Below are 23323 nucleotides of genomic sequence, written 5' to 3'. Positions count from 1 at the left end.
ACTTTTTCACATCATGCTTCCTCACAGCCGTTACCAGCTGCTTTGGTGATGTCAGGCTACTGCTAATGGAATAGCAGGTTCGGTCAATAGCCGAACAATTAAATTATGCGACTTCGTGTCGCACCCAGGAATATGCATCAAATGTATCCGATGTGACATAGCGGTATATCTGTACTACCGGGTTTACATTCCCTTGCCGCACGATCCTTCCCTCTCTCTGCTCTATATCAGATGGACGCCATGGGATATCCAGATGGTGGAGCGCTATTAAACGGTCTTGGATATTGGTTCCAGCCCCCATCTTGAGGGTAGATCCCATAAGGATACGGATTGCTCCTTCCTTTACAGCATGAAACAGCCTACTTTTCTGATCCTCTGTCTTTGCGTTATGTATAAAGGCTATTTCATTTTCTGGTACGCCCTTCATACACAGCTTTTTCCTTATATCATCATAAACACTAAAACTCCCATCCCCTTTTGGAGTGGAGAGATCACAAAAGATGACTTGTGTACTTTTTGCTTCTTTTGTTTCTTCCCATATACGGTGTGTGATATCCACGCAGGTATTGACTTTGGAGTTTGCTGTATCCGGCATTTGTGGGTTTATCAGCCTTTGGTCTAACGCCAGTTTCCGCCCATCATTTGTGATCTTAAGCATATTATCCACGCTAGGGTCTACCCCCTGGTTTCTGACCATGTCCGCTCTTTCTGATATGGCCCTTATCATATCTTTCTGAAGATCGCTTGCCTGTACTTTCACATTGATTATTTCTGCTTCTGGTACCGGCAGGTTCAGCATATCAGAGGTTTGTATATCAGCGCTTTCATGCCATAATGACATCAGTTCGGGCAAGTTGGAGAAACTTGAAAAACGCTTTTTTGTACGATACCCCACCCCTTCCGGTGTCAACTCCACAGCATTTACCACATTGCCAAAATTGGCAGCCCAGGCGTCAAAATGTTCCAGGCCATATTCTTCCAGAAGGTTTCTTTGCAGGTATCTCATATTGGTATACATCTCGACCATGGAATTACTCAATGGCGTACCCGTGGCAAAAATAATGCCTTTATAATTTGTCAATTCATCTAAATATTGGCACTTTAGATATAGATCGGATGATTTTGCGGCCTCTGTCTGCTGTATCCCTGCCACATTGCTCATTTTAGTATAGAGGTATAGATTTTTATAATAGTGGCTTTCATCCACATACAGGCGGTCAATACCCAACTGTTCAAATGTTATAACATCATCCTTTTGTATCGAATTATTTAATTTATTCAGTTTTGTCTGGAGTTTTTTGCGGGTCTTCTCTAGCTGTTTAATCGTTAGCTTTTCCCCTTCTTCTGACTGCTTTTCTGCCTCAGTGATCGCCTTGATCTGGCGTTCAATATAATAAGCTTGGCGTTCTACTGAGAGAGGGATCCTTTCAAACTGGCTATGTCCAATGATTACTGCATCATAATCGCCTGTGGCGATTTTAGCACAGAACCTTTTCCTCCTTTCAGGTGTGAAATCTTCTTTTGTGGCAACAAGGATTTGGGCCGCTGGGTACAGTTTCAAAAAATCCATCCCCCATTGTTCTGTTAAATGGTTGGGTACGACAAACAGGGATTTGTGTGCGATACCAATCCTTTTAGCTTCCATAGCTGAGGCGGCCATCGTATATGTTTTTCCCGCACCCACCACATGACCAAGAAGTGTATTTCCGCCAAAAAGCGTCCTGGCTACTGCATTTTTTTGGTGGGGTCTTAATGTGATTTCAGGGTTCATGCCCGGAAAGCTAAGGAATGAACCATCAAATGCCCTTGGGCGACTGTTATTAAATTTGTTGTTATATGTTTCTACAAGTTCAGCCCTTCGCTGTGGGTCTTTAAATATCCAGTTTTCAAAATCAGCTTTCAATACCTCCGCTTTTGCATTACATAAAGCAGTCTCCTTTTTATTTAATATGTACTTGCCTTCACCAACACTGTCATAAACCTTATTGTCCCGCAGATTAAGTTCATTCTCCAGTATTTCAAATGCATTTTTACGGGCAGTCCCATATTTTGTAGTTGCAAGCGGGAAGGTTTCTTTATCATTTCCAAGCCGCTTATTGCTGACGTTCCACTCCGCATTCTCCTCCAAAAATGTAACATGGGGCATTAACGACTCATTGGACGATGAGGCTCTCCATTCCGGTATATTGAATACTTCTTTTATGAAGTCCTCTATATATTTGGGGGCAATCCATGTGGCTCCCAGATGAGCCTCTATCTCCTGTGCTTCCAGACGTTTCGGAAGCACTTCTTTTAACTTCGCTATATTGAAATCCATGGATACATCATTTAGGGCAGCTGCCTTTGCCTGCTCCATTTTAAGCCTAATATTACCCGATAAGTATTCATCTGCTGTCACATATCCACTATATGGGTCAGACGTGATCTTAGCTGGATCTCTGAACACGGAACCTTTCAACTCTGAAATAACCTTTTCCGGCAGTGTTCCTTTTGGCAGAAGGCTGCACATAAACTCCAGGTCTATCTTCCCTTTTTCGCAAAGGGATATCAAAACCGCCTCTTGTGGGGAGTCCACGTGTTCCACGGAAACCTTTGGAGATATGGTTCGTTTGGAAAACAGATCTGCTTTCCCTAATACCTCCTTATTTTTTCCCAGTTTCTCAAATGTGCTTAAGAATGGGAATGTCACGTCTTCCTTGAAAAACTGATTTGCCTTTGCGTTGATCGCGCTGTAATTTTCTACAAAATTATCATACAGGTCATTCAGCTTTTTCATTTGTGAATAGATCTCATCATCTGTGCGGTTCTCCAGTTCTAATCCCAGCAAACGGTAGCCCTCATCCCTTAATGCAATCAGGTTCTTTGCCCGCTCCGTCTGGTCGACTGACAGCACCTGCTTAACCATCCACGAATTATTCCGGAAGTAAATTTCGCCATTTACCACCGTGTATGAAAAATTTTTCACATTTATATCTGCCGGGATTACTGTTTCTGTCTTGTCGGACAGTGTCTGGATCTGGGTCACATCCGCATCTGGCATATAAGCGCGGAAATTTTTGATAGCTGATATGATTTTTTCTTCAATAGTGGTGCCGTCTGTTATTGCCTTGCACGTCAGCCTTTTCCCGAATGGCCCAGATTCCAGACGCAGATCCCCCAGTACCATTTCCGGATGTTCCTGGAAATATTTGTTGTATGTATAAATATCCGCCTGTTTAATCAGGTTCATTTCCAACGCCTGGTATTCTGTTTCATTTCCTTCATCATCTTTAACAACATACATCTCCCGGCCATTGGTATCGGCAGTCCAGGTGCCTTCCCGCACGACTGTATATTCGTATGTATGTTCCCGCATCATCCAGTCATTAGCATCCCATAAAGACTTTGTGACAGATACTCTGTCTCCGGGATGGAACATGGAATCTTGAGGGACATTACTTTCCGAGTAGATCCATGAAGGGTCAGGAGGCAGTGTATCGACTGCTTTCTGGAAAAACAGGATATCCGTCATGACTTCTGTTCCTGCATTGGCTTTAAAAACATTGTCTGGTAAACGGACGGCTCCGATCAGTTCCGCACGCTCTGCAAAATATTTCCGGGCTGAGGCGTTTTTCTTATCCATTGTACCGGCAGATGTGATCACCGCCATAATGCCTCCTGGCCTAAGCTGATCCAAGCCCTTTGCTATAAAATAATCATGGATAAGGAAATTGTATTTGTCATAGGCCCTGTCTGCAACCCCATAGTCCCCAAAAGGCACGTTTCCCACTACTACATCAAAAAAATTGTTGGGGAAAGCTGTTTTTTCAAACCCCATGACAGAAATGCTTGCATTGGGATAGAGGTGCCGTGCAATCTGGCCGGAAATGGTATCCAGTTCCACACCGAACACGTTTGTCTGAGACATATTTTCAGGCAGCATCCCCAAGAAGTTTCCTGTACCACAGGCTGGCTCCAAAAGGTTCCCGGAAGAAAAACCCATCTCTCCTAAAGCGGTATAGATGGAACGAATCAGCATCGGAGGGGTGTAATGTGCGTTTAATACGGAACCCTTTGCTGAACTGTATTCCTCTTCTGTTAAGGCCATTTTAAGTTCTGCAAATTCCTTTTCCCATCCTGGTCTGTTTTCATCAAAAGCCTCCGGCAGTCCACCCCATCCTACGTACTTGGATAATATATCCTGTTCCTCCTGTGTGGCTATCCGATTTTCTGTTTCGATTCTCTTCAGGGCTGTGATTGCGTCCATATTATGACGGAATTTTTCTTTTGCTGTACCAACACCCAGTTCATCATTAGTAATACGGAAATTCTCTCTCGTTTCCTCTAAGGCACTGCCCTTGGTTTCTGCCTTTTCCTCCTGTATTAAGCGGCTGGAATCCAACAGCAGCAGCTGGTCAAACGCCTGACGGTCTTCTACTCTGGAAACGGAATACAGCATTCCCAATGGCCGTAATTCCACTTTCCTGTCATCCACGTTTGCAATCTGGTACTCATCCCCATCCAGATAAACTGTATCCCCTATTCCATACGCATTTGTGGCCTGTGATTCTTCCTTGCGGTCTTCAAGTATTTTTTTCTCTGGCTGCTTAAGTATCAAGCACGCCATATTTACCTCATCATCGCTGTAGCCCTGGAACATCCTGTCATCTGGCAGGTTTTGTGTTCCTGCCTTTCTTGCTTCATATACTGACTCCAACTGCTGTAATGTAGTTTCCTCTGATAAAGCCTGTGCCTTTTCATACAGGCGGATGTTCCTGATGAGTTCTTTGAATGTAATGCGGGACACATTAGTAATCTGGTCTAACAAGTTCTCAAAGTTTTCCTTTGCGGCATCGGGGATTCTGTCTGCCATCTGCGGTTCCTCTGGGAACAATGTCCGGTTAAGCCCCATACAGGTATCCAGATCCAATTTGCAGCGGGCAAATACCTGATATGCCACTGCTGTATGGATTGCTTTCTGCATACCTGCATCTGCCGTTTCTGTCTGCATACCAACCCATTTCCACAGCTTTTCCTCTGGTGCAATGCCCTGTGCGTCCTGCAGGAGATTTCCTGCTATCAGGCCTAAGCCATCTTTGGGGAATACCCATAACTGAGGTTTTTTTGCCCCCTTTATGTATGGACTTACATCTGTGATATCAAAATAATATTTAACCCTTAGCCTATAGGGGTTTTTATCATCAAGGACAGGGATTCCCTTCGTATTGCGTTTCATATGCATCCCCATCTGGGTGCTCCATACTTTTCCCTCGGCTACTGCTATGGCATCTGGTCTTCGCCCATAGATCTGTAACTGCTCCTTTGCCGGATAGAACACAAAATGGGCCGAGCAATCGAGGAACCGGAACCATTCATCTGGGTCATTTTTTACCCGCTGTATAATTCGTTCATTATCATCCAGAACGGCCTGTATTTTTTTATCAATATCTTTTGTTGTTCTCATTCAGTAACCTCCCTACTGCTATAAGGCGTATCCTGTGGTAGAAGAGCCGCCTGTACGATCAGTTTCTTATTTTTTCCATAACAGGTAGATAGGGTTAGGATTTCTTCTACGCCTGTCCCCTTATCGCTGGCCTTATATATGCTGTTCTGCTGGCAGTGCTTCACAAATTCAGTAAATGCATCCCTGGAAGAAAACAGATAACGATAGGGATCCGTTTTTTGATTGTCTGCCTGATAAACTGCAAATATCTGATATACAGACCATATTCCCTGGTGAAATACATATACCAACGGATGGCTGTTTAAAAAATCATATGAAAGATAGCCGTCCAACTGGCCAAACATCTTTCCAGACTTCATATTATGGCCATGGATCACTGTGTTTAGTGATGAAAACGGGGGATTGGAACAGTCGAAAAACAATGTTCCATTCGCGTTATCATTTCCTTCAAATGTCTTCTTTAGATAATCCTGGTTATCCTGTGAAAGGACAACCGGATAATTCACCTCTGTATCTGGTATGTAGAGCCATGCTGTATATGCCGGGTTGATTGATTTTAAAATATCTTCCTGGATATCCGGAAGCTGTATGCCATATCCCGGATCCGTGCCACCAGGCCCCATAATTTTCTCCCCCTCTTCCATACCCGCTATCCTACGGATTGTTTGATATTCTGCCTCCCCCTTTAAGTCGTCCAGCAACTTCCATGACAGAGCAATTACACACGCAACTACGGTAAAAGTAAATAGGCAAAATAGCCCATTATCCATCACGCTCCTCCTCATTTTTTCCACCTTTCAAAAATAGATTTTCTGTCAGCAGTGTTACATACCAAGTATTTCCGCAATCACCGGGACAGCCCTACAGGTTTCATCCAGCACGCTGTTAAAAACATTTCCCAACGCTGCACGCGGTTCCCCATAGAATAATGCTATCATGCCGATAAACGCCAGACCAATGATCATAACTGTGGCGAGAAAACGCACCAGCCCAGTAATGGTTTTTATCGTGAACTTTAGTGTATTCTCTTTTTCAATGATCACAACGTCTTTCCCTGTGAACCCAAATTTCTCTTTAAGTTTATCCTGTCTCCTTTCCCTGGCCTTCTCTTCATCTGCCCCAGCCTGCAATACTGGCTGAAATTTTTCTTTTCCCATAATGTTTCCTTTCTTTTCAAACATAGCATAGTTACTGGATTCATGCGTATTGGACTATCTCATATTTTTTTACTTATCTCATTTTTGACATATTTTACATCCTGTAAAATAGCTGGCCGATCAGAAACGTGTACACAACCAGAAGCACAGCACGAACTGCCGGGCTTTCAAACACATTTTTTCGTTTCTGCCGCAAGGAAGCCCGGAGAATCCTCCATCTATACCCTATTCCCCTGCGTTGTTTTTCTCCCGAAGTTCCAGCCATGCGCTCACCGATCAGTAACCGGTAACTCTTATTCATAGTGGCATCGTATGCAAATGGGTCTGGGTTATAATTGGCAAAGAATGTATTGTCCGCCCGTTTTGTCATCATTGAAAGTACGCCTTCCTTCTGGTCGTGTGGAACAAAACTGAAAATAAACTTTACATCATTAAATTCCGGCCGCTTTAAAATATCATTTAATACGAACACTTCATTAGGTTTGACCCCTGCACATATAACCTGTATATCCTGCTCTAAAAATGATACCCGGTTGAATGTGCTAAGGCTCATCGCACCATAGTCCTTTACCAGAAATTCATATTCCTCATCTTCTGTCTTTGGCTCGGTCACTGACTGGTACAAGCATATGCGCTCATAAATAATACAGCTTTTGTCTTCTGTTACCCCTTGGTACAGCTTTTGCATATTATTTATATAATCTGAGCCATCAAGCGCAATGTACGCGGCAAGATATCCCATCATCTGTAGATATGCCACAATCTGTAGTGCCTGGGTCGTAGCCCCTATACGGGGCTGCGATCCGCAAACTGCTATTGTAACGGTTTTTTTCATGATCCTCCTTCTTCCTTTTCTTCATTGTTATCTTTCTTTAAAGAGATATATTGGAATTTCTTGTCATCTTTTCGCCGCCTTACAATCCATAGAACAAGGACTGCAAACAGCAGCAGGAGCAGAACAGCCAGCACCACAGGATTACTGATAAATTCGATCAGATGATCCAAAAATGATTTTTTGGTCAGCGTTTCAGAATCCAGCGTATACGTTGCAGTGGCTTTAATCGTATATGTATAGGTTCCTTCCTGTGCCTCCGAAGAGGTTGCTGGCTGCCGGTCTGTATAAACAGCCTGTATCTCTTTGGCAGAGACTGCGGGCAGGTTTGCAACACCTGTATACACAGCGTGGCAGTCCGTCACACGCATTTCACCGCTTGCTGTCAGTTTTCGGCATAGGACTCCATTTTCTTCATACGCTTCCCCATTCCAGGCAATCTGTGTAATTCGGTAATCTGAATCTGATACACCGATCAGATCCAGAAGATCCTTTTCGTAGCCCTTGAGCGGCTCCGTTTCTGATAGCTGGATCTCTTTCCCATTCAGTTCAAACACGTTTGCGTCATAATTACTGACTGTAATCGGGAACATGAAACCGCCAATCCATTTCTCCGTCCCATAATGTTTTTCTGCCAGCGGCACTTGGATCTGGTGCGTATCCCCTGTTACAGAATCTGTTACTTCCAATGCTGCCATTTCAGGGATCTGGCTGTTTACCGGGATATCCCGGTAAACAACCGTATCTGATACGGGTTCTTCTCTGGCGTCCAATTGAGTCTCTTTCACCTCATAGCTTTTCAGATACCACACTGTTTGTTCTTCCCGGATCTCTTGTTCTGGGATATGGTTCTCTTCCGTATCTGTAAATGGCGCTGACGTTGTGACCTTGAGGTTCTCTGATGGATCTGGGTTTTTCTTTTTTGACAGGGTTTCATACTTTATACCAGAAAGTACATATGCATTCCCATCCTCCCCATAAAGCATCTCTTCAAATTCTGGCTTCTGTTTTTGTGGGTCGTCTGTATCAGACAGGTAGGTTCTTTCCTGGTAACGCGCTGTTTCCATGGTATTCTCTTCTGCTGATACCTGGATATTCCCGGCAAGCGATATGCAAAGTGCCATGAGCAGGATTGTGAGTGTTCTTGAGGCTCCGCCGGCACCTCCTTTAGGCGGCTTTTTATTGGAGCCTTTTCCCTTTCTTTTCTTCACAAGCAAAACTCCCATACCCAGTAATGATATGGAAAGCAGTGCAAGCACCTCTTTGGCCGGGAAGTTATCGCCTGTCTTAGTGAGGTTCAGCCCAGAGCCTTCTGCCCCAATCCTGGCCCGTCCAAGCCCATATAGCTTCTCGTCAAATTCCGCCGTGATTGTTCCTTTTTTAGATGGCTGCACCGGAATCTGGGGCGGTGTTTTTTCATTCACTGCATAAAATACATAACTGTCTGCCTGATCCTGATAAAAACTGCTGTCTCCATTCAGCAAAATGGCATCTCCTTCTTTTGATAGTTCAATCCGATAGCTATTCTCCAGTGGTGTATATCCCTGCGGAGGTGTGATTTCCGACACAGTAAGCGTCTGTGGTGTCTTTACATGGAATTTGAATACAGTTCCATTCTCCTCCCTTACACCAGACAGCACGTTTCCACTTCCGTCTGTTACTTTAAACGCTGCTCCTGGAACAGCATTACCGTCCGTATCAACTTTTTTGATCCTTATTGTGTAATCGGAACTGTTTCCGCCGCCCCCATTCTTCCTGTTATCAGCAATAATGGTCAATACATCCGCATAGTCATTTACTTTAAACTCTACATCTTCCATCTTTTTATAGCCAGACGGGGCGGATACCTCGTGCAGAATATATGTCTCTCCTGCATTTAATGTTCCATACACTTTATGGGCAGTTTCTGTGGAAACCCACTTATCGATTACATTTCCAGCATGATCCCAGATTTCAAATACAGCACCTGCCAATGGACGGCCCGTTTCCGCATTTACTTTCAGGATCTCAACCTTTGTAATATCATCCTTCATTTCAACTTTATTTACAGTTCCATCATGATTAACGGTAAAGGTCACGTCCTTTGCATAGGCATAGCCTGGTGCCGGGTTGGTCTCAATCAGCCGGTATGTTTCATCTGCAAGAAGCTTTGCCGTAATAATATGCGGCCCTTCTCCTGAAATCCATTGGTCGATCACTGTCCCATTTTTGTCTACAAGCTGCATTTCACATCCAGGTATTTCCTTACTTCCTGTAATATCTGTTTTCGTAATGGCCGCAATCGTGGGCTTGTCTTCCATTTCGACAATATCAACCGAACCATCCTCTGATACAGTAAACTTTACATCATCCGCATATCCATAACCCGGTGCCGGTTTTACTTCATGCAACCAGTAGGTCTTTCCTGCAACCAGCTGTTTTTCAAAAAGTGTGAAACTTTCCCCTGTTGTAAATATCATCTCCCTTCCCTCATAGAAAACTGGGGTCTTATCCTCATTTAATATCTGCAATACTGCACCTGCAAGCGGGGTTTTCCTACGGGCCTCTGATGAGGTGGCGCTGTCATTTGGAACTTCAAACACATTCTTGAAAATTTTGACTTTTGTTGTATCATCCTTCATTTCCACATAGTTTACGCTCCCATCATGGTTTACAGTAAACTGTATATCATTTGCGATCACAAATCCATCTGCCGGAATCGTCTCCCGCAGCGTATAACTCTCATCTGCCAGAAGCTTTCCAACAATCTTATGCGGTGTGTCAGTGGAGATCCACTCCTCTATTACATTTCCTCCTTTATCAATAATCTGCAGGTGGGCACCAGGAAGTTCTTCACCGTTAGTAATATCTTTTTTAGATATCACAACCTCTGTCTGCCTATCTTCCATCAGGATTTCCTCTACGGCCCCATCTCCATTCATGGTAAATGTCAGATCCAGCGCATAACCATAGCCGGACGGCGGCATTTTTTCATGAATATGGTATGTTTTTCCGGGAGTAAGCCCAGAGAGGCTAAACGCCTCCTCTCCAGATACCCATTCCTTTATGATGTTTCCACTATCGTCTGTCAGTAATAAATAGGCACCAGAAATATATTGTCCGGTTAAAATGTCTGCTTTTGCGACGGATACCTCTGTTTCTTTATCATATCCGCCTACTCCATTGATACTTACTGCATCATCAGCAATATTAAATGAGAACTTATTGCTGGTCTGCCTTTCCCTATCTGTGTATATGGTGGTTTCTGTCAGGAAATAGGGGGTTCCCTTCACAAACAGGTCGCGGTCATTCTCGTCTACTACAGAACGGCTAAACCATGCCGCTGCCCCATCTTCGGATATAACACCTTTTGTGTGATGGGATGATACTTCTTTTCCATCTTCCTTTCTCACCACTTCATAACTACAGCTTTTAAATGTTGCTGGGTCTATGGTAATAAACTCATTTCCACGGAGCGTAATGCTGTCACCGCTTCGTAACATTCCGGTACTGCTGCCCGTATAGGCATATTTCCCTGCAAGTTCATTTCCCTTTTTATCCCACAGCCGGATGGTAAATACGGATTCCTCGTTCCTGTGCTGTTCTTTCCCTGACCCGGTCAGTTCATTCCATACTGTAAGGCAATTATCTTTTTGGATTGGTATGTATTTCCCTGTCTCATAGGTCTTGGATCCTGTCTGTACGGTAACGGCAATTTCTGTTGCCTCAGCAGTGTCTTTAGCAATGGATGCCGCAAAAGAAACGCTGCCTGAAGCAAAGGGTTCCGCTGTACCGATAAGCCATGTGATTGTTTTCCCTTCCGCTGTACCGTCATATGCATCCAGGATCTCCAGATTCTCATCCAAGGTTGCTGTCACAGTTATAGGTTCTGTTGTATGGAGCGGGTTAAACCACCGGATCGTGCAGATAACTGGCTGTCCTGAAAGAATCGGCTCCCCTTCTTCTCCATTCCTGTTTTTCACAGTTACGCGTGGATTTTCTGGATTGACCGTATTTTTGATGGTCTGCTCCTGCTGGTCGGCAGTTGGCTCAAATTGGCTGATTACAGTCCCGTTACGGTCTGTGAGCGAAAGTTCTGTCCGGTCAGCCCTGCGGGTTTTATACAGGAACTCTCCTGCTTCATTAAAATATACCCGTCGTGTCACTTTTTTCGTTACTGTGTCTGTTCCATCTGAATAAATTGTGTGCTCTGCAAAGGTATAGGTCTCCCCATCAGAAAGCCCATCATTTTCATGGAATACCTGGTCTTCCCCTGTATTCTCAAACCGTAATACCTCCTGTCCCTGCTGGTTCAAAATGGCCGTCTCGGTTCTTGATATGCTGCGCCCTTTTATGGTTACAGCCGCTACTATATCCTCTACATACTCCGCCTTCACTACTGACATCTGGTTCGATACATGGTTGATCCCATTCCCGTCCGCTGTCACTGTAAACAATATTGGTTTCATAAGCGTGTATCCATCTGGGGCCGTCAGTTCAACCATTACATAAGACTGGCCTGCGATCAGCCCTTTTAAGCAATGGGCACCTTCTGCCTTCGAGCTGATCCAACGTTCAAACAGGTCTTCTTCTCTGTATGTATACTCGCCGTTTTCATTCAAGGAACTTACTTTGTAGACTGCAAGTTCTGCCCCATCAACATATATTCCATCCGTTCCCTCATCATTCAAATGTGTAAGATCCTTCTTTGATAAATAAATCTGGGTTGGGCTGTTTTTTACAGTTGCCTCATGGACGGTGATCGTGACTGTATGGTCTTTGGTATATGTATCTGTCCCATCATCAAAGCGGAATATGTATGGCTCCTTATTTGCCGCAAAACCATTTGGCGGGACAATCTCTTTAAGGGTATATGTATATGGGCGGATCGTTCCGTCCGCTACTGTTTCACCTACTGGGAGGTTTTCTGCTGTAACGGTTCCATTCACATCTGACAGCCTCCTTGGGAAACCATCTACAGTTTTGCCATTCTCCGACTTTGCCGTCAGTTCAAATATGACTCCTGACAGGCTGTTGCCTGTTTCATCCGTCTTATTGACCACCAGCTTTCCGACTACTGGCTTATCCGTTGCACGTACAATCTGTATCCTTTCTCCTCCTGTGAACTCCAGCCGCATAGGCTCAATGGCTGTATAATAAGGCAGTGCTGCCTGTTCTGTCAGATAGTAGATGCCATCTGGCAGGTCGTAAATATAATGTGGCTTTAAGTCCCCTTCCCTGAATCCATCAGGTATCAGGCCATTGACTAGGTCAAGTTCCGTATACACGCCATCATTTCCTGTGACCCACGTTTCAATCAGGTAGTTATCTTCCAGTGTAAGCCCGCCCTGCTCATCCGCACGGTATAGTGCCAGCTTTGCCCCAGCAAGTTCTTTTCCTGTTTCTGATGATATTTTAGATATCACCATTGCGCTGCGCTCATTACATACATCGTGTAGCTGTATGTCTGTGATCTCATCCACAGATATCAGCACCGGATCAGCTTTTGCATATCCAAGCGGTGCTTTTTCCTCTACAAGTACATATTGCGCATTCACTGGCAGGTAATCTGCCCGCTGTAGCCCATCTGCCGTAAGCCATGTATTCGCGTAGCTGCTTATTCCTGGAAGCGCCTCATAATTAAACTTATAGCTGTATTCATATTCCTGGCCATTGTACAACGCCTTAATCCGGACTTTTTTGCCGGTCTCCTGTATGGTTGCTTCCAGTGTTGCCGCCGTTGGGTATTTTGCTGCCCCTCCGCCTGAGACTTCTGAATCGATCCGGTCAATAACCTGTATGGTTGCGGTTCGGGTAACTGCCCATTTAAGGGTACGCTTCTCACCAATCATATCCGCATATGCTGCTTTGAATCCATCTCGGTCTTCCTTGCTCATGGAAGGCGGGAATGTGACCATTTCATTTCCATTCTCTTTCCTTACTACCACACGGTTTCCATCCTCCAGTACCCAGACATTGGAAGCTGTACTGTCACGGGTTGCGGTTCGTTCCACTGACCAGGTGAATCCGGTTCCGTAGATACCATGTTTCTGGTACATTGCCTCAAAATCATGGGTAAACCCTGTTACCTCATTTTTTCCTGAAGTGTTCGGGTAATCCCGGAGTTGGATCGTCTCTGTATAGTCTGTAGCATCATCTGAAATCCATCCTGTGACCTTCTTTGATTCTTCATATTGTGGGATTCCATTTTCATAAACTACATTCCCATCTGTATCCTTTTTTGCTTCGTATAAAGCAAACTCCGCTCCTGGAAGAAGTTTCTGCCCGTCTTTATCCTGCGTGTATTTTTTAAACGCAAGTTTTGTATGGTCATCTTTCATGAGGATATTCTGGATCTCTCCCTCACTCGTAACCTGGACATTGACTGGGTCTGCCTTTATGAATCCAACCGGTGCAGAAAGTTCCTCCAGGATATAATACCCTTCTGGGATCCCCTCGATATAGATGGGGAGATCTCCCGTTGTCCACTCTGCCCGGATTTTTTCCACAGAACCGGCCCGGCTGTTGGTAGATTCAAACACCAGCGGCTCATCTGATGCCTTTTCCAGACGGTATCCATCCGGCTGAGTAATATCTGCAATGAATTTGGCTGGATACAGGGCAATTTCCGCACCTGCAATCTGGCTGTTAGTATAATTTCCAACAGTCTCTTCACTCTCCCCTGCCACTGCAGGTTTTCCACTCCTATCCTGTTTTGACATATCCCGGATTGCAACTTTCCCAATGGTTCCACTGTCTACTTTTTCTATGTAGTCCTTTGTCGTATCATCTGTTATCTTCACCGTTTGCAGCGCTGTGTCCTCTCCAATGGTAATTCCTGTGGGAAGGCTCTTTACATATCCCTTACCCGATGGCACAGACAACTCTTCCACGATATAAGATCCAGCTGGGACACGTTTAAGGAGGTCGGCCTGACCCTCCGTTTCTTCTTCCCTGAATGGGTCATTTGGATACTTGTCTGAAGTCACCCAGGTATTCTCCAGGATATAGCTTTCTCCCATCCGGTGATACAGCTTGTCCTGGGCCTGTGTTTCCTGGTCAGAACGGCCATCATAAAGCACATCATGCTCATCCAGTACATAGGCTGCATTATTGTACTTTTCCAGCTGGTCGGAATTTTTGTAACGAACAAAATCACCATTTCGGTCATACAATTCTGTTCCTTTATCATACGTCTCATCACTTCTCTGATAGTAAAGCACCAGGCCATGCTCATCATATACCGGATTCATATATTTTAAGAATGTTCCGTTATTGATGCTGTTTAAAACCTCTTCATTCATATTTTGGCCCTGTTTGTTTTTCTTTACGGTTTCTTCCTTATGGCTTTCCTCCCCTCCGTCTGATTTCCATGTGCCTGTTATATATCCTGACTCTGTATGTTCAAATGAAGGTTTATCGGCTTCCTCTACCGGGTTTCCTGAAGGGTTTTCCGGCTCGATCACTTCATTCTCATGATAGCCATCTTCATTTTCACCTACTGTCGCAATACGGGATGTGGTGATCTTGTCACGAGATATCACATTTCCTGCGTCATCCTTTGCAATATTTACCGGCCATACAAGAACCCTGTCTGCAACATGGTTTCCATCTTCATCTGTCTTAGGCTCCAGTACATATGCCATTCCTGTATAGGGATCCACCATAGCATCGCGGTTTCCTTCCCGATCCAGATGGTATACAATGGTTCCTTCTGACATTTTCCAGTCACGGATCCTGCTTACCCACTTCAGCTGTGCGAAATCCCCTTCAAACATTTTGTTCACTGGGTCATATGAAAGCTTTGTGAAATCTCCCCCTGTAAATTCAAATACGGCCTGACCTCCTGAAAAAGCGTAAATAGATGGTTCACGGTCAGACTTATCTTGGTTCTGTTTATCACTTTCCAGCTGTTGTATGGATACTTTTTTGTGTTTTTTATCCCAGCCATAAAGCAGATCCCTTCCATCGATCTTCTCTGTCCATGTAAGCGAAAGGGAATCCAGGTCATAATATAAAATATCCGTGTCAGGCCGTTCTACGGTATCTGCTCCCCAGATATATCCCTTCTGCGTGATGGGTTTTCCATCTTTATCAACACCCACTACATAGTCTGTAAGTATCTCTTTCCCATTTTCATCCTTCTCTTTGACCATATCAACCTTTGTTCCAGCATATCCCTTCTTCACAAACATCTCCTGGACATTCCCGTTGTCACTCCGGTTGATTGTAAGCCCTTCAAAGGCATGATCCTGGGTATCACCGGAAGGCTTAAGTTCAATGGCATCAAACATCGTGAGTTTTGCCCCCGCCACAAACGGGTTTTCATCGTCTGCTGTCTCACGTTCTCTTGTCACATACCCATACCCGGCGAAATTATTCCCGTCATATACGATCTCTACATCTTCACCTGCCTTCTTCAGTGCCATAAGGCGTTCGAGCGTCCCCTTCGGGTATGCATATCCCAGGTAGGTTCCATTGGAATACGCATACTCCAGTTCTGGATTTCCGCCAATTTCTGTAAGGCTGCCTTCGATCCGTTTCCCAATCCGGAATGTCACCTTTCCTGTGGGTTTCTGTTTCTGAACTTCCAGTTTGATGGGTGCATTTTCTGCATAGATCCTTGCTACATTCACTGTATCCTGGGGTTTTGTCCCATTCGCAGTCTGGTGATCCGAGGGATATTCATACATGGCGGCTATTACCCGCTTGTCCTTGTTTCCTTCCTTGTAATAGCTTATCTTGTCACTATACACCTCAATCGCTACCGGCTTTGTACGGACATAGCCAGCTGGTGCCTTTACTTCAGCGAGTACATATACTCCCGCCCCTAAAGGCTGTGGGGTTTCCACATAACCGGCCGTCTGATCCCGGTACACCAGGTTGGTATTGGTATCCTCATCCTTTACAAGCCCATCCCTGACTGTCGAATAGGATTTAAACTCAACTGTCCGGTTTCCGAAAGCATCTCCCTGGATGATCTGTTCAGATTCCTCACAAATAGGGGTTCCTGCTGGCACAACACCGCTGTACAGGGTTCCTGCCCCGTCCTCCTGGCTGCGTTTCACAGGTACGATCCTTTCTGCCCGCATGGCTTCCAGAAACTCCCGGCTGCCAGTAACCGTTGTATCCTCTTCATAGAACATGACCTGTCCATTTCCATCGGGGGAATCATTCCGTTTCGCTGCATATATCTGGAAAATCGCCCCATCATGCAGGATGTTCTCATGAGTTTCGCTGTCTATTTTTTCGATCCGCAATTTAGCTGTAAAGAAGCGGTTACGGAATTTGATATAGTCGAATCCCTTATAGGAACTTTCTCCATTGGCTTGCAGTTTACTGTCTTCAGCCTCTTCGCCTGCGTTTTCGCTTGCTGTGACTGTCCACGGAACAAGCATGGCAGCGTAAAGGCCATCATAGGCTTTCTGCACACCCTGCATTGTTTTTACGCCATCTCTGTATTCAATCCCTGGTATATTATCCTCCGTTTCTTTTCCTCCAGGGAATGGCACTCCATCTGCTGCGCCAGCCTGTTCCGACACGGAACTGTATCGGTAATACTTTGACACCGGTACACGGCCGGATGATCCTTCTGAAAGGTAATATGGGACATCCCCTGTTGTCCGGTCATCCTGGCTATTATAGTAATTCTTGTATGGCTTAAATTCATCCTGTGTCAGGGCAAAATAGTCTCCGGTTCCTGGTTCAACCTCGCCGTTACGGATCTGGTCGATATCCATACCATACTTATATACCTCAAAGTCCCCATCGGCATTCCTTCCTTTAATGGCCTGGGACATTTCTTCGTTAAAACGGATCTTATACCGTTTTTCCATCTCAGCCTGGGTGATCGCCGGGTTATAGTTGTAGTAACCATTCATTGTTTCCGGGGATGACTGGGAGCCTTCATAGCTGTCATAAACAGCTGGCAGCGTCACTTCCTTTGGCCGGTCAATCTGGTAATGCCGGTTCTTAAAGTCCTCCAGCTGATCATATTTGGGCTGTTGTTCCACAACCACATATGTACCGTAAGGGAGATAACAGGAATTGCCAAAATAATAGCCGTCACTTGTATTATCTTTTTCTCCCCAAAGCATATCTGCGGAAAGTGTCGTTGGGTCTTTATCCTTTCCGCCGTCTTCCTCTCCATCCCATTCAACCGCATAGATTTCATCCATATCATATGCAAAGAAGGGTTTCAAATAGTTTTTCGCCTTCTTAATCGCCCTGGCCAGCGCCTCATCGTATGTTTCATCTGAATATGGCACTGTTCCATCCTGATCCTCTTTCTCCTGCGGGTTGTTCTGGACATCCTTCACCAGTTTCTTGATCTCATCATCCAGATACCAGTCAATCGCAAACTGGCGTACCCGGTCAGACACCTTGGCATTTTCTAATGTATTGTCAGTCCTGTTTCCCTTATTACCTATTGGACGCCAGGATGTGTAGGCCGCAGAAGCATCATCCCATTTATCATTATTAGCCACCGCTATGGCATCAAAAAATTTATCATAATTATATGCTTTCACGGTTCTGGTGCTGTCACCATCCTCTACAAGAGTCTCCGTTGTCTCCAGGATGGATGTGTAGCCCTGGTTCTGATCTTCATTGATCATGCCATCCGTATAGCTGTAGAGCGCTTCATTGCTTATGGCAGCGTCCTGTGACTCCTTGAACAATGGGTCTGTCATATGGGGAACCTTTGTAAATATTTTGTTTACCTGGGCTGGGAATGCTTCATTTTCCTTGGCCTGGTCTGGAATTTCTTCCCCTTTACGGTTCTGCCACACTACGTTTCCGTCATTATCCCTAAATAAGCGGGTAAGGTTGGATTTTAAATATGTTTTAAACCGGAAATTATCTATTTTCCTGGCTCCGCCTGACAGCCCCAGTGCCCCGCCAAACTGTTCTGTAAACCAGTCTTTATGCGTTTCAGCATAGGAATTTGTGTTGTTGTATGAGTTTTCATCAATGGTCTTTGTTACCTTAATCTTCTGGCGGATGATCCTTTCTACTACAGAGTTGGGGCTTTCATTTGTATTTCCGTCTTCTGCCAAGTCATGGTTCCCGTTATAGATCAAACGCTGGTTTTTAATATAAGATCTGTCTTTGTTAAAATCTGCTGACGTAAAGACACCTGCCCCTGCGCCTGATACACGCATGATATACGCAGAATCATTGAGTTTATCCCCCACCTTATATCCCCAGACATTATTTTCTCCGATCTTATTGATGTCATTTTGTGTCAGGGTCGTGCTTCCATCGGGGATGGCAACCGTAAAACCGGATTTTTTTACTCCCACCAGATTTGCGTCTTTGGTTCCCGCGTGTAACGTATACTGCCTGGAAACCGAGTCATAAACTACATAGGTACTCCCCACCGGGTCTTTTACCGATTCCATGGAATCTACCATGGGGACTTTTGAGGAATTGACAGTGGACTGCTCCAATGTCTGCTCTTCGTACTTTGTTACATATACCTTTCTTCTGACCGGCTCATGTCCAACCCAGTTCCCTGCGTTATCCTCATACCAGTAATCGTACAGGGTGTCGCCGGTATTGTAGCATAGGTACTCTTCACCAGGAGCGGTTGTCATGATATCCTCTGGCAGCCCATTGGAGCCAATTTTATAATCAGGTGTAAGGTAAATGTATGCCTTATCCGCTGCGCCCGGAATCTCTGCTACCTGTACATCCTGTCCTGTATATTTACGCAATACATATCTTCTGGTATCCTTATTCTCTTTGAATAAATATCCAGCTATCACATCTCCATTTGCATTTGTCTGGTACAGTGCTGTTTTTTTGGGGTTCATGCCGACTGCCACCGTAACCTTTGCGCTGTTTCCGGTATGTTCTATGGCCTGGAGACTGCCATAGGTATACACCTTATTGGCGGAATAATAATCCAGAATCGCATTTATGATGGAGGCATTTGTCGTTACATTGCTGATATCAATGGTCACTTCAGGCATCCCATATGTATTTTCTGTCGGCTCATCATAAATTGGATGGTCAACCTCGGAGTATATGCCTTTTACAGATGGCGTATTGATTCCCATTTCCCGCATCATCTGTTCCAGTTCATATTTGACATAATTGTTGTTACTGTCACTGTCGGAATAAGAGGCATTATATTTTGCCACATCTGACGGTGCAGCAGTATTCCCCTGGATCTCTTTTGCTCGGTATCCCAAGCCACTGTAGGCAAGGGGGATCTGCTTTGCATTGGGATTCTTGATCGGAAGCCCATCTTTATCTCTCTTTACAACGGTAGAGTCTTCTGCCGTCAGATATAGTGGGGCTTCTGTCGCATCAGCCCATTCCCCTCCAACTGGAACTTGTACCGTTACATCCGATGTTTTTACATCATCAAAATAGAAATCCGCACCTTCTGGAAGCCCGTCAAACACTACGTTAAAACCGTTTACCGCCTCATTAGAACTTATCTCAACATTAAACAGATTTTCCCGGTTTCCATATGTGGGGTTACTCTCAGGGAATGTTACAACGTGCTGGAATTTCTGCGTTATCCATGCGCTCCCTTCCGGATGAGACTTTGCAGCCTCTGTTTCCCCATAATCGTTCCGGTTATCCTCTGAAGCGTTTGTAATCTCCATGTCTTTTCCTGTAATGGAAAGTTCAAAGCCTTCAGAACGTGTGAGTTCTTTGATATAATAGTTCCCAAGGATCAACGGCCTCCCGATCCAGTAGTCGCCGTTTACGGTCACATTATCTTTATAGACACGGCCCGTTTCTTCTTGCGCATATTCTTTTCTGAATGTATCCGCATCATACAGGTTTTTCGGGTACTCCTTCCCCGTATATTCAATCTGTCCTTCCTTGTAATTATAAATACTGTGTGGTTTTTCCGTTATGGTCAGGAAAGAACCGTCGCCGTTTTTATCTGTCGTTGCAACTGCAACCAGGTCATTTGCGTCAAATATGATACCCGTACCCTTTGTTACATCACCATTTTTATCTCTCTGGGTATCCGGCCCATAGATGTTATCAGCTGCAAACAATCCATATACAGCCCCTTCTAAGGTAGAATCCCCCTGGGTGTCCCCATATGCGTCATATTCCCCATTTTCCCCAGCTGCCAGATCCATGTCCTTTTTATTAAAATGGATCTGACCTGGTACACGATGGTCATATACCTTAAGGGAATGGCCCATCCGGCCGGGATCGCCAGGGGTTACCGGCGGCTGTGAATCAACGATAGCGCCCTCAAGGTCAATATAGCTTCCATCTGCTGAATAATATTCACCAGGATCGCCCTCTTCCAATATGTAAGTTACTCCGTCCCTGTCATAGCTGTAAGATGTACGGAGTTCATCATCCTCATACTCCTCATCTTCCTCCCAAAGACTATCTTCATTCTTTTGTGAAACCAAAGGTACTTTTTTAGGGATAATGGATAAGGTCTGGCCAGACTCCGGCAGCCCCTCATGGTTCCCGCTTTCTTTATCCTCCGCTGTTTCTGTATCTTTCTCTGCCGACTCTGTTTCTTTGTCGGCTGCTTCTGTGTCCTTTTCGGTTTCTGCCTCTGTTTCCTCCTTCTCTGTCTCTTTCTCCGCTGCTTCTGTGTCTTTCTCTGTCGGCTCGGTTTCTTCCTCCACCTCATCTGTGTCCTTCTCTGTTGATTCTGTTTCTGACCCTGTCGGATCAGTTTCCTTTTCCGCTGTACTGGTCTCATTTTCCTCCGGGAGCGGCTTTACAATATCATCAATCTCTTCTTTTTTGGCGTCAGAATGTGAGGCTTCTTCATGGATCACGTCATATTCCGCTACAATCTTGATCTCTAATTCATTTTCAGAGATAAACTTTTCCGGTAAGCCCACAAAATTCCTCAATGCGTTGATAATACGTTCTCCCATGGAAAGGTCATAGGTCTCTGTCAGGTATAGCTTCTTACCGTCTGCATTGGAATCTGTTGCTTTTCTCATCCGTTTACTGTCAAAAAGCTGCTGGGCTGCCTGTCCCTCTTTATCTGTATCTCCTTCATCCGTTCCTCCGCCCAGATGGTCTTGCGCCCTGCCTTCTACGATAATGTCCTCATTATCGCACTGTGTCCATTCCGCTTCCTTTCCTGCTTCTGATGAGGCAATCGTAACAATTTCAATAGGAACATCATCTGGGTGGCCGTTTTGTCCATGGATAATATAACCATCCCGTGCATCCGTTTCCCTGAAAGTATAGGAGTAGCGCAGGTTGATAAAGTTTTCATATGCAGCGTCCCTTGCTGCCTTACAGCCTGATTGTTCAAAGGCTTCTTCTTCTGACGGCTCTGACTCTGACCCGCACATCCAATGGTGGAACGTCCCGTTGCTGGCTTGCGCAGCAGCTTCACATTCATTCACAGCCTCCTGCCACTGCTCCATCAACGCCTCGTACTCTTCTTGTGCCTCTTCATCTTCCTCATCATCCCCGTCTGTCTCCGGTTCCGGTGGGATCGGATGGCCATCACAATATTTATGTGCAAAGTCGTAGTACCTTTTATCTGCATGGCTGATATACCCGTTTTCATCGGTAGCCATGTCTTCCTCGAAGATCAGCCAGTTATTCCAGGTTGTAGGTTCCTCACGCATCTTGGATTCCACCAGTTTTCCATCCGTTTCATCGGATTCGCCGATCTGGTCTTTATCAGGAAACGCCTCTAACGTCTGCCAGATTGAATCTTTCAGCGGATATCCTGTCTCATAGTCATATTTTGTCAGGTCAACTTTATAATTGCTCTCAAATGTTTCCTGATGTTCATAGATTTTAACAGAAATATTGTCCCCTGTATCCAGGCCGCCGTCGCCGCCATCTGGATTTGTCGGCGGGGTAAACCCTTCCCCAGTGGTCATGTAAAACTCTGGGTATGAAACCTGCACTTTTCCAAAAGCACGGTAAAATGGCTGGGAATCAGCTGCGTCATTGGTTTCAAAGTATTCCAGCTTTCCGGTAACCTTCAGGACTTTAAATACATTTTTATCATATGTCACCTTAAAAAGGATCGGGCCAGGATCCATCCCTGTCACCTCATACCCAGTATCGGGATCGATGATCTTGTAGCGAAAGTGAAGATCGTCAAAGATCACCTTAACAGAATACCGTTTCTCACCACCAGGCTGGGATACAACAATGTCTGATGCCGTAATGTTACAATACTGCTGAAATGAAGCCATATCTTTGATTCCTGCCAGATCATACAGCTTATTCAGATCTACCACTCCAGGGCCGCTCTTTAATGAATTGATGGATATGGCAGTCTCCGGCGTTCCATGCTGGCTTGTCACACTGAATATATCCTCTGGGGATTTACAGCCTGCGGGAATATTTTCCAAGGACATAAAACCGTCTGTTGCATATTTTTCAATCAGGGCTGACCCGCCATTGCTGGCGCCGTGTGACCATGCTACTTCTTTAGCGATTTTGGTGTTTCCCTTGTAAGGTCTTTTAAATGTATTTTCCATGGAATGGTCATTATATTCCGGATAAATGCCCGTGTAGTTTTCATAGGTTAGCATATAGGCCCAAAATAGACGTTTATCTTCCAGTGTTCCATTGGAATAATCAACATCATTGTCTGTTTTGTAGTAATCATAACCCGACTTAGCACTTGCCCCTTTTTTCATGCAAAGGAAATCAGTTTCTACACCTTGACCGTCTACCCTGCCACTAATATCATAGTGACCATCTCCACTGGTAGATGTGTTAAATTGCATACGGAATGCAAATGCCGTTAAAATATCTACTGGTAGATAAGGAATGATTGACATCATAAAAATGACCGTTGTCAGCAGCATTATCACTCCTCGTTTTAGTTGCCTCTCTTTCATAGTTCCTCCATTTTTTAATTTTTATCAAAAAAGCTACCGAATTGGATATTCGATAGCCTTTTCCTATTTCCCAAAAAATAAATCA

The 23323-nt window shown here is 44.8% G+C and carries 5 protein-coding genes; all 5 read right to left on the bottom strand.

Annotated elements, in window-relative coordinates; all coding sequences use genetic code 11:
• Positions 1 to 103: 103 nt before the first annotated feature.
• Positions 104 to 5443 carry a DEAD/DEAH box helicase family protein gene (locus HW447_RS18185; RefSeq protein ID WP_176255959.1) on the bottom strand — a complete coding sequence of 1780 codons (5340 nt, stop codon included), beginning with the start codon at positions 5441 to 5443 and terminating at the stop codon, positions 104 to 106.
• Positions 5440 to 6213, bottom strand: coding sequence for a class B sortase (locus tag HW447_RS15090; protein ID WP_176255958.1), 774 nt, complete (start codon positions 6211 to 6213; stop codon positions 5440 to 5442). Before HW447_RS15090 ends, HW447_RS18185 begins: the two co-directional genes overlap by 4 nt.
• 54 nt (positions 6214 to 6267) lie before the next feature.
• Entirely contained in the window at positions 6268 to 6600 is a 333-nt protein-coding gene (locus HW447_RS15085; RefSeq protein WP_176255957.1) for a hypothetical protein, read from the bottom strand.
• A gap of 94 nt (positions 6601 to 6694) precedes the next feature.
• Entirely contained in the window at positions 6695 to 7225 is a 531-nt protein-coding gene (locus tag HW447_RS15080; protein WP_176255956.1) for a hypothetical protein, read from the bottom strand.
• Between the two features lie 206 nt (positions 7226 to 7431).
• Positions 7432 to 23238 carry an MSCRAMM family protein gene (locus HW447_RS15075; protein ID WP_176255955.1) on the bottom strand — a complete coding sequence of 5269 codons (15807 nt, stop codon included), beginning with the start codon at positions 23236 to 23238 and terminating at the stop codon, positions 7432 to 7434.
• Between the last annotated feature and the right edge of the window lie 85 nt (positions 23239 to 23323).

Origin of the sequence: Enterocloster alcoholdehydrogenati (genome assembly GCF_013282095.1) — a bacterium.
GTDB lineage: Bacteria > Bacillota > Clostridia > Lachnospirales > Lachnospiraceae > Enterocloster > Enterocloster alcoholdehydrogenati.
Note: the sequence above shows the minus strand (reverse complement) of the source record. Positions and strands in the feature narration are given on the sequence as shown.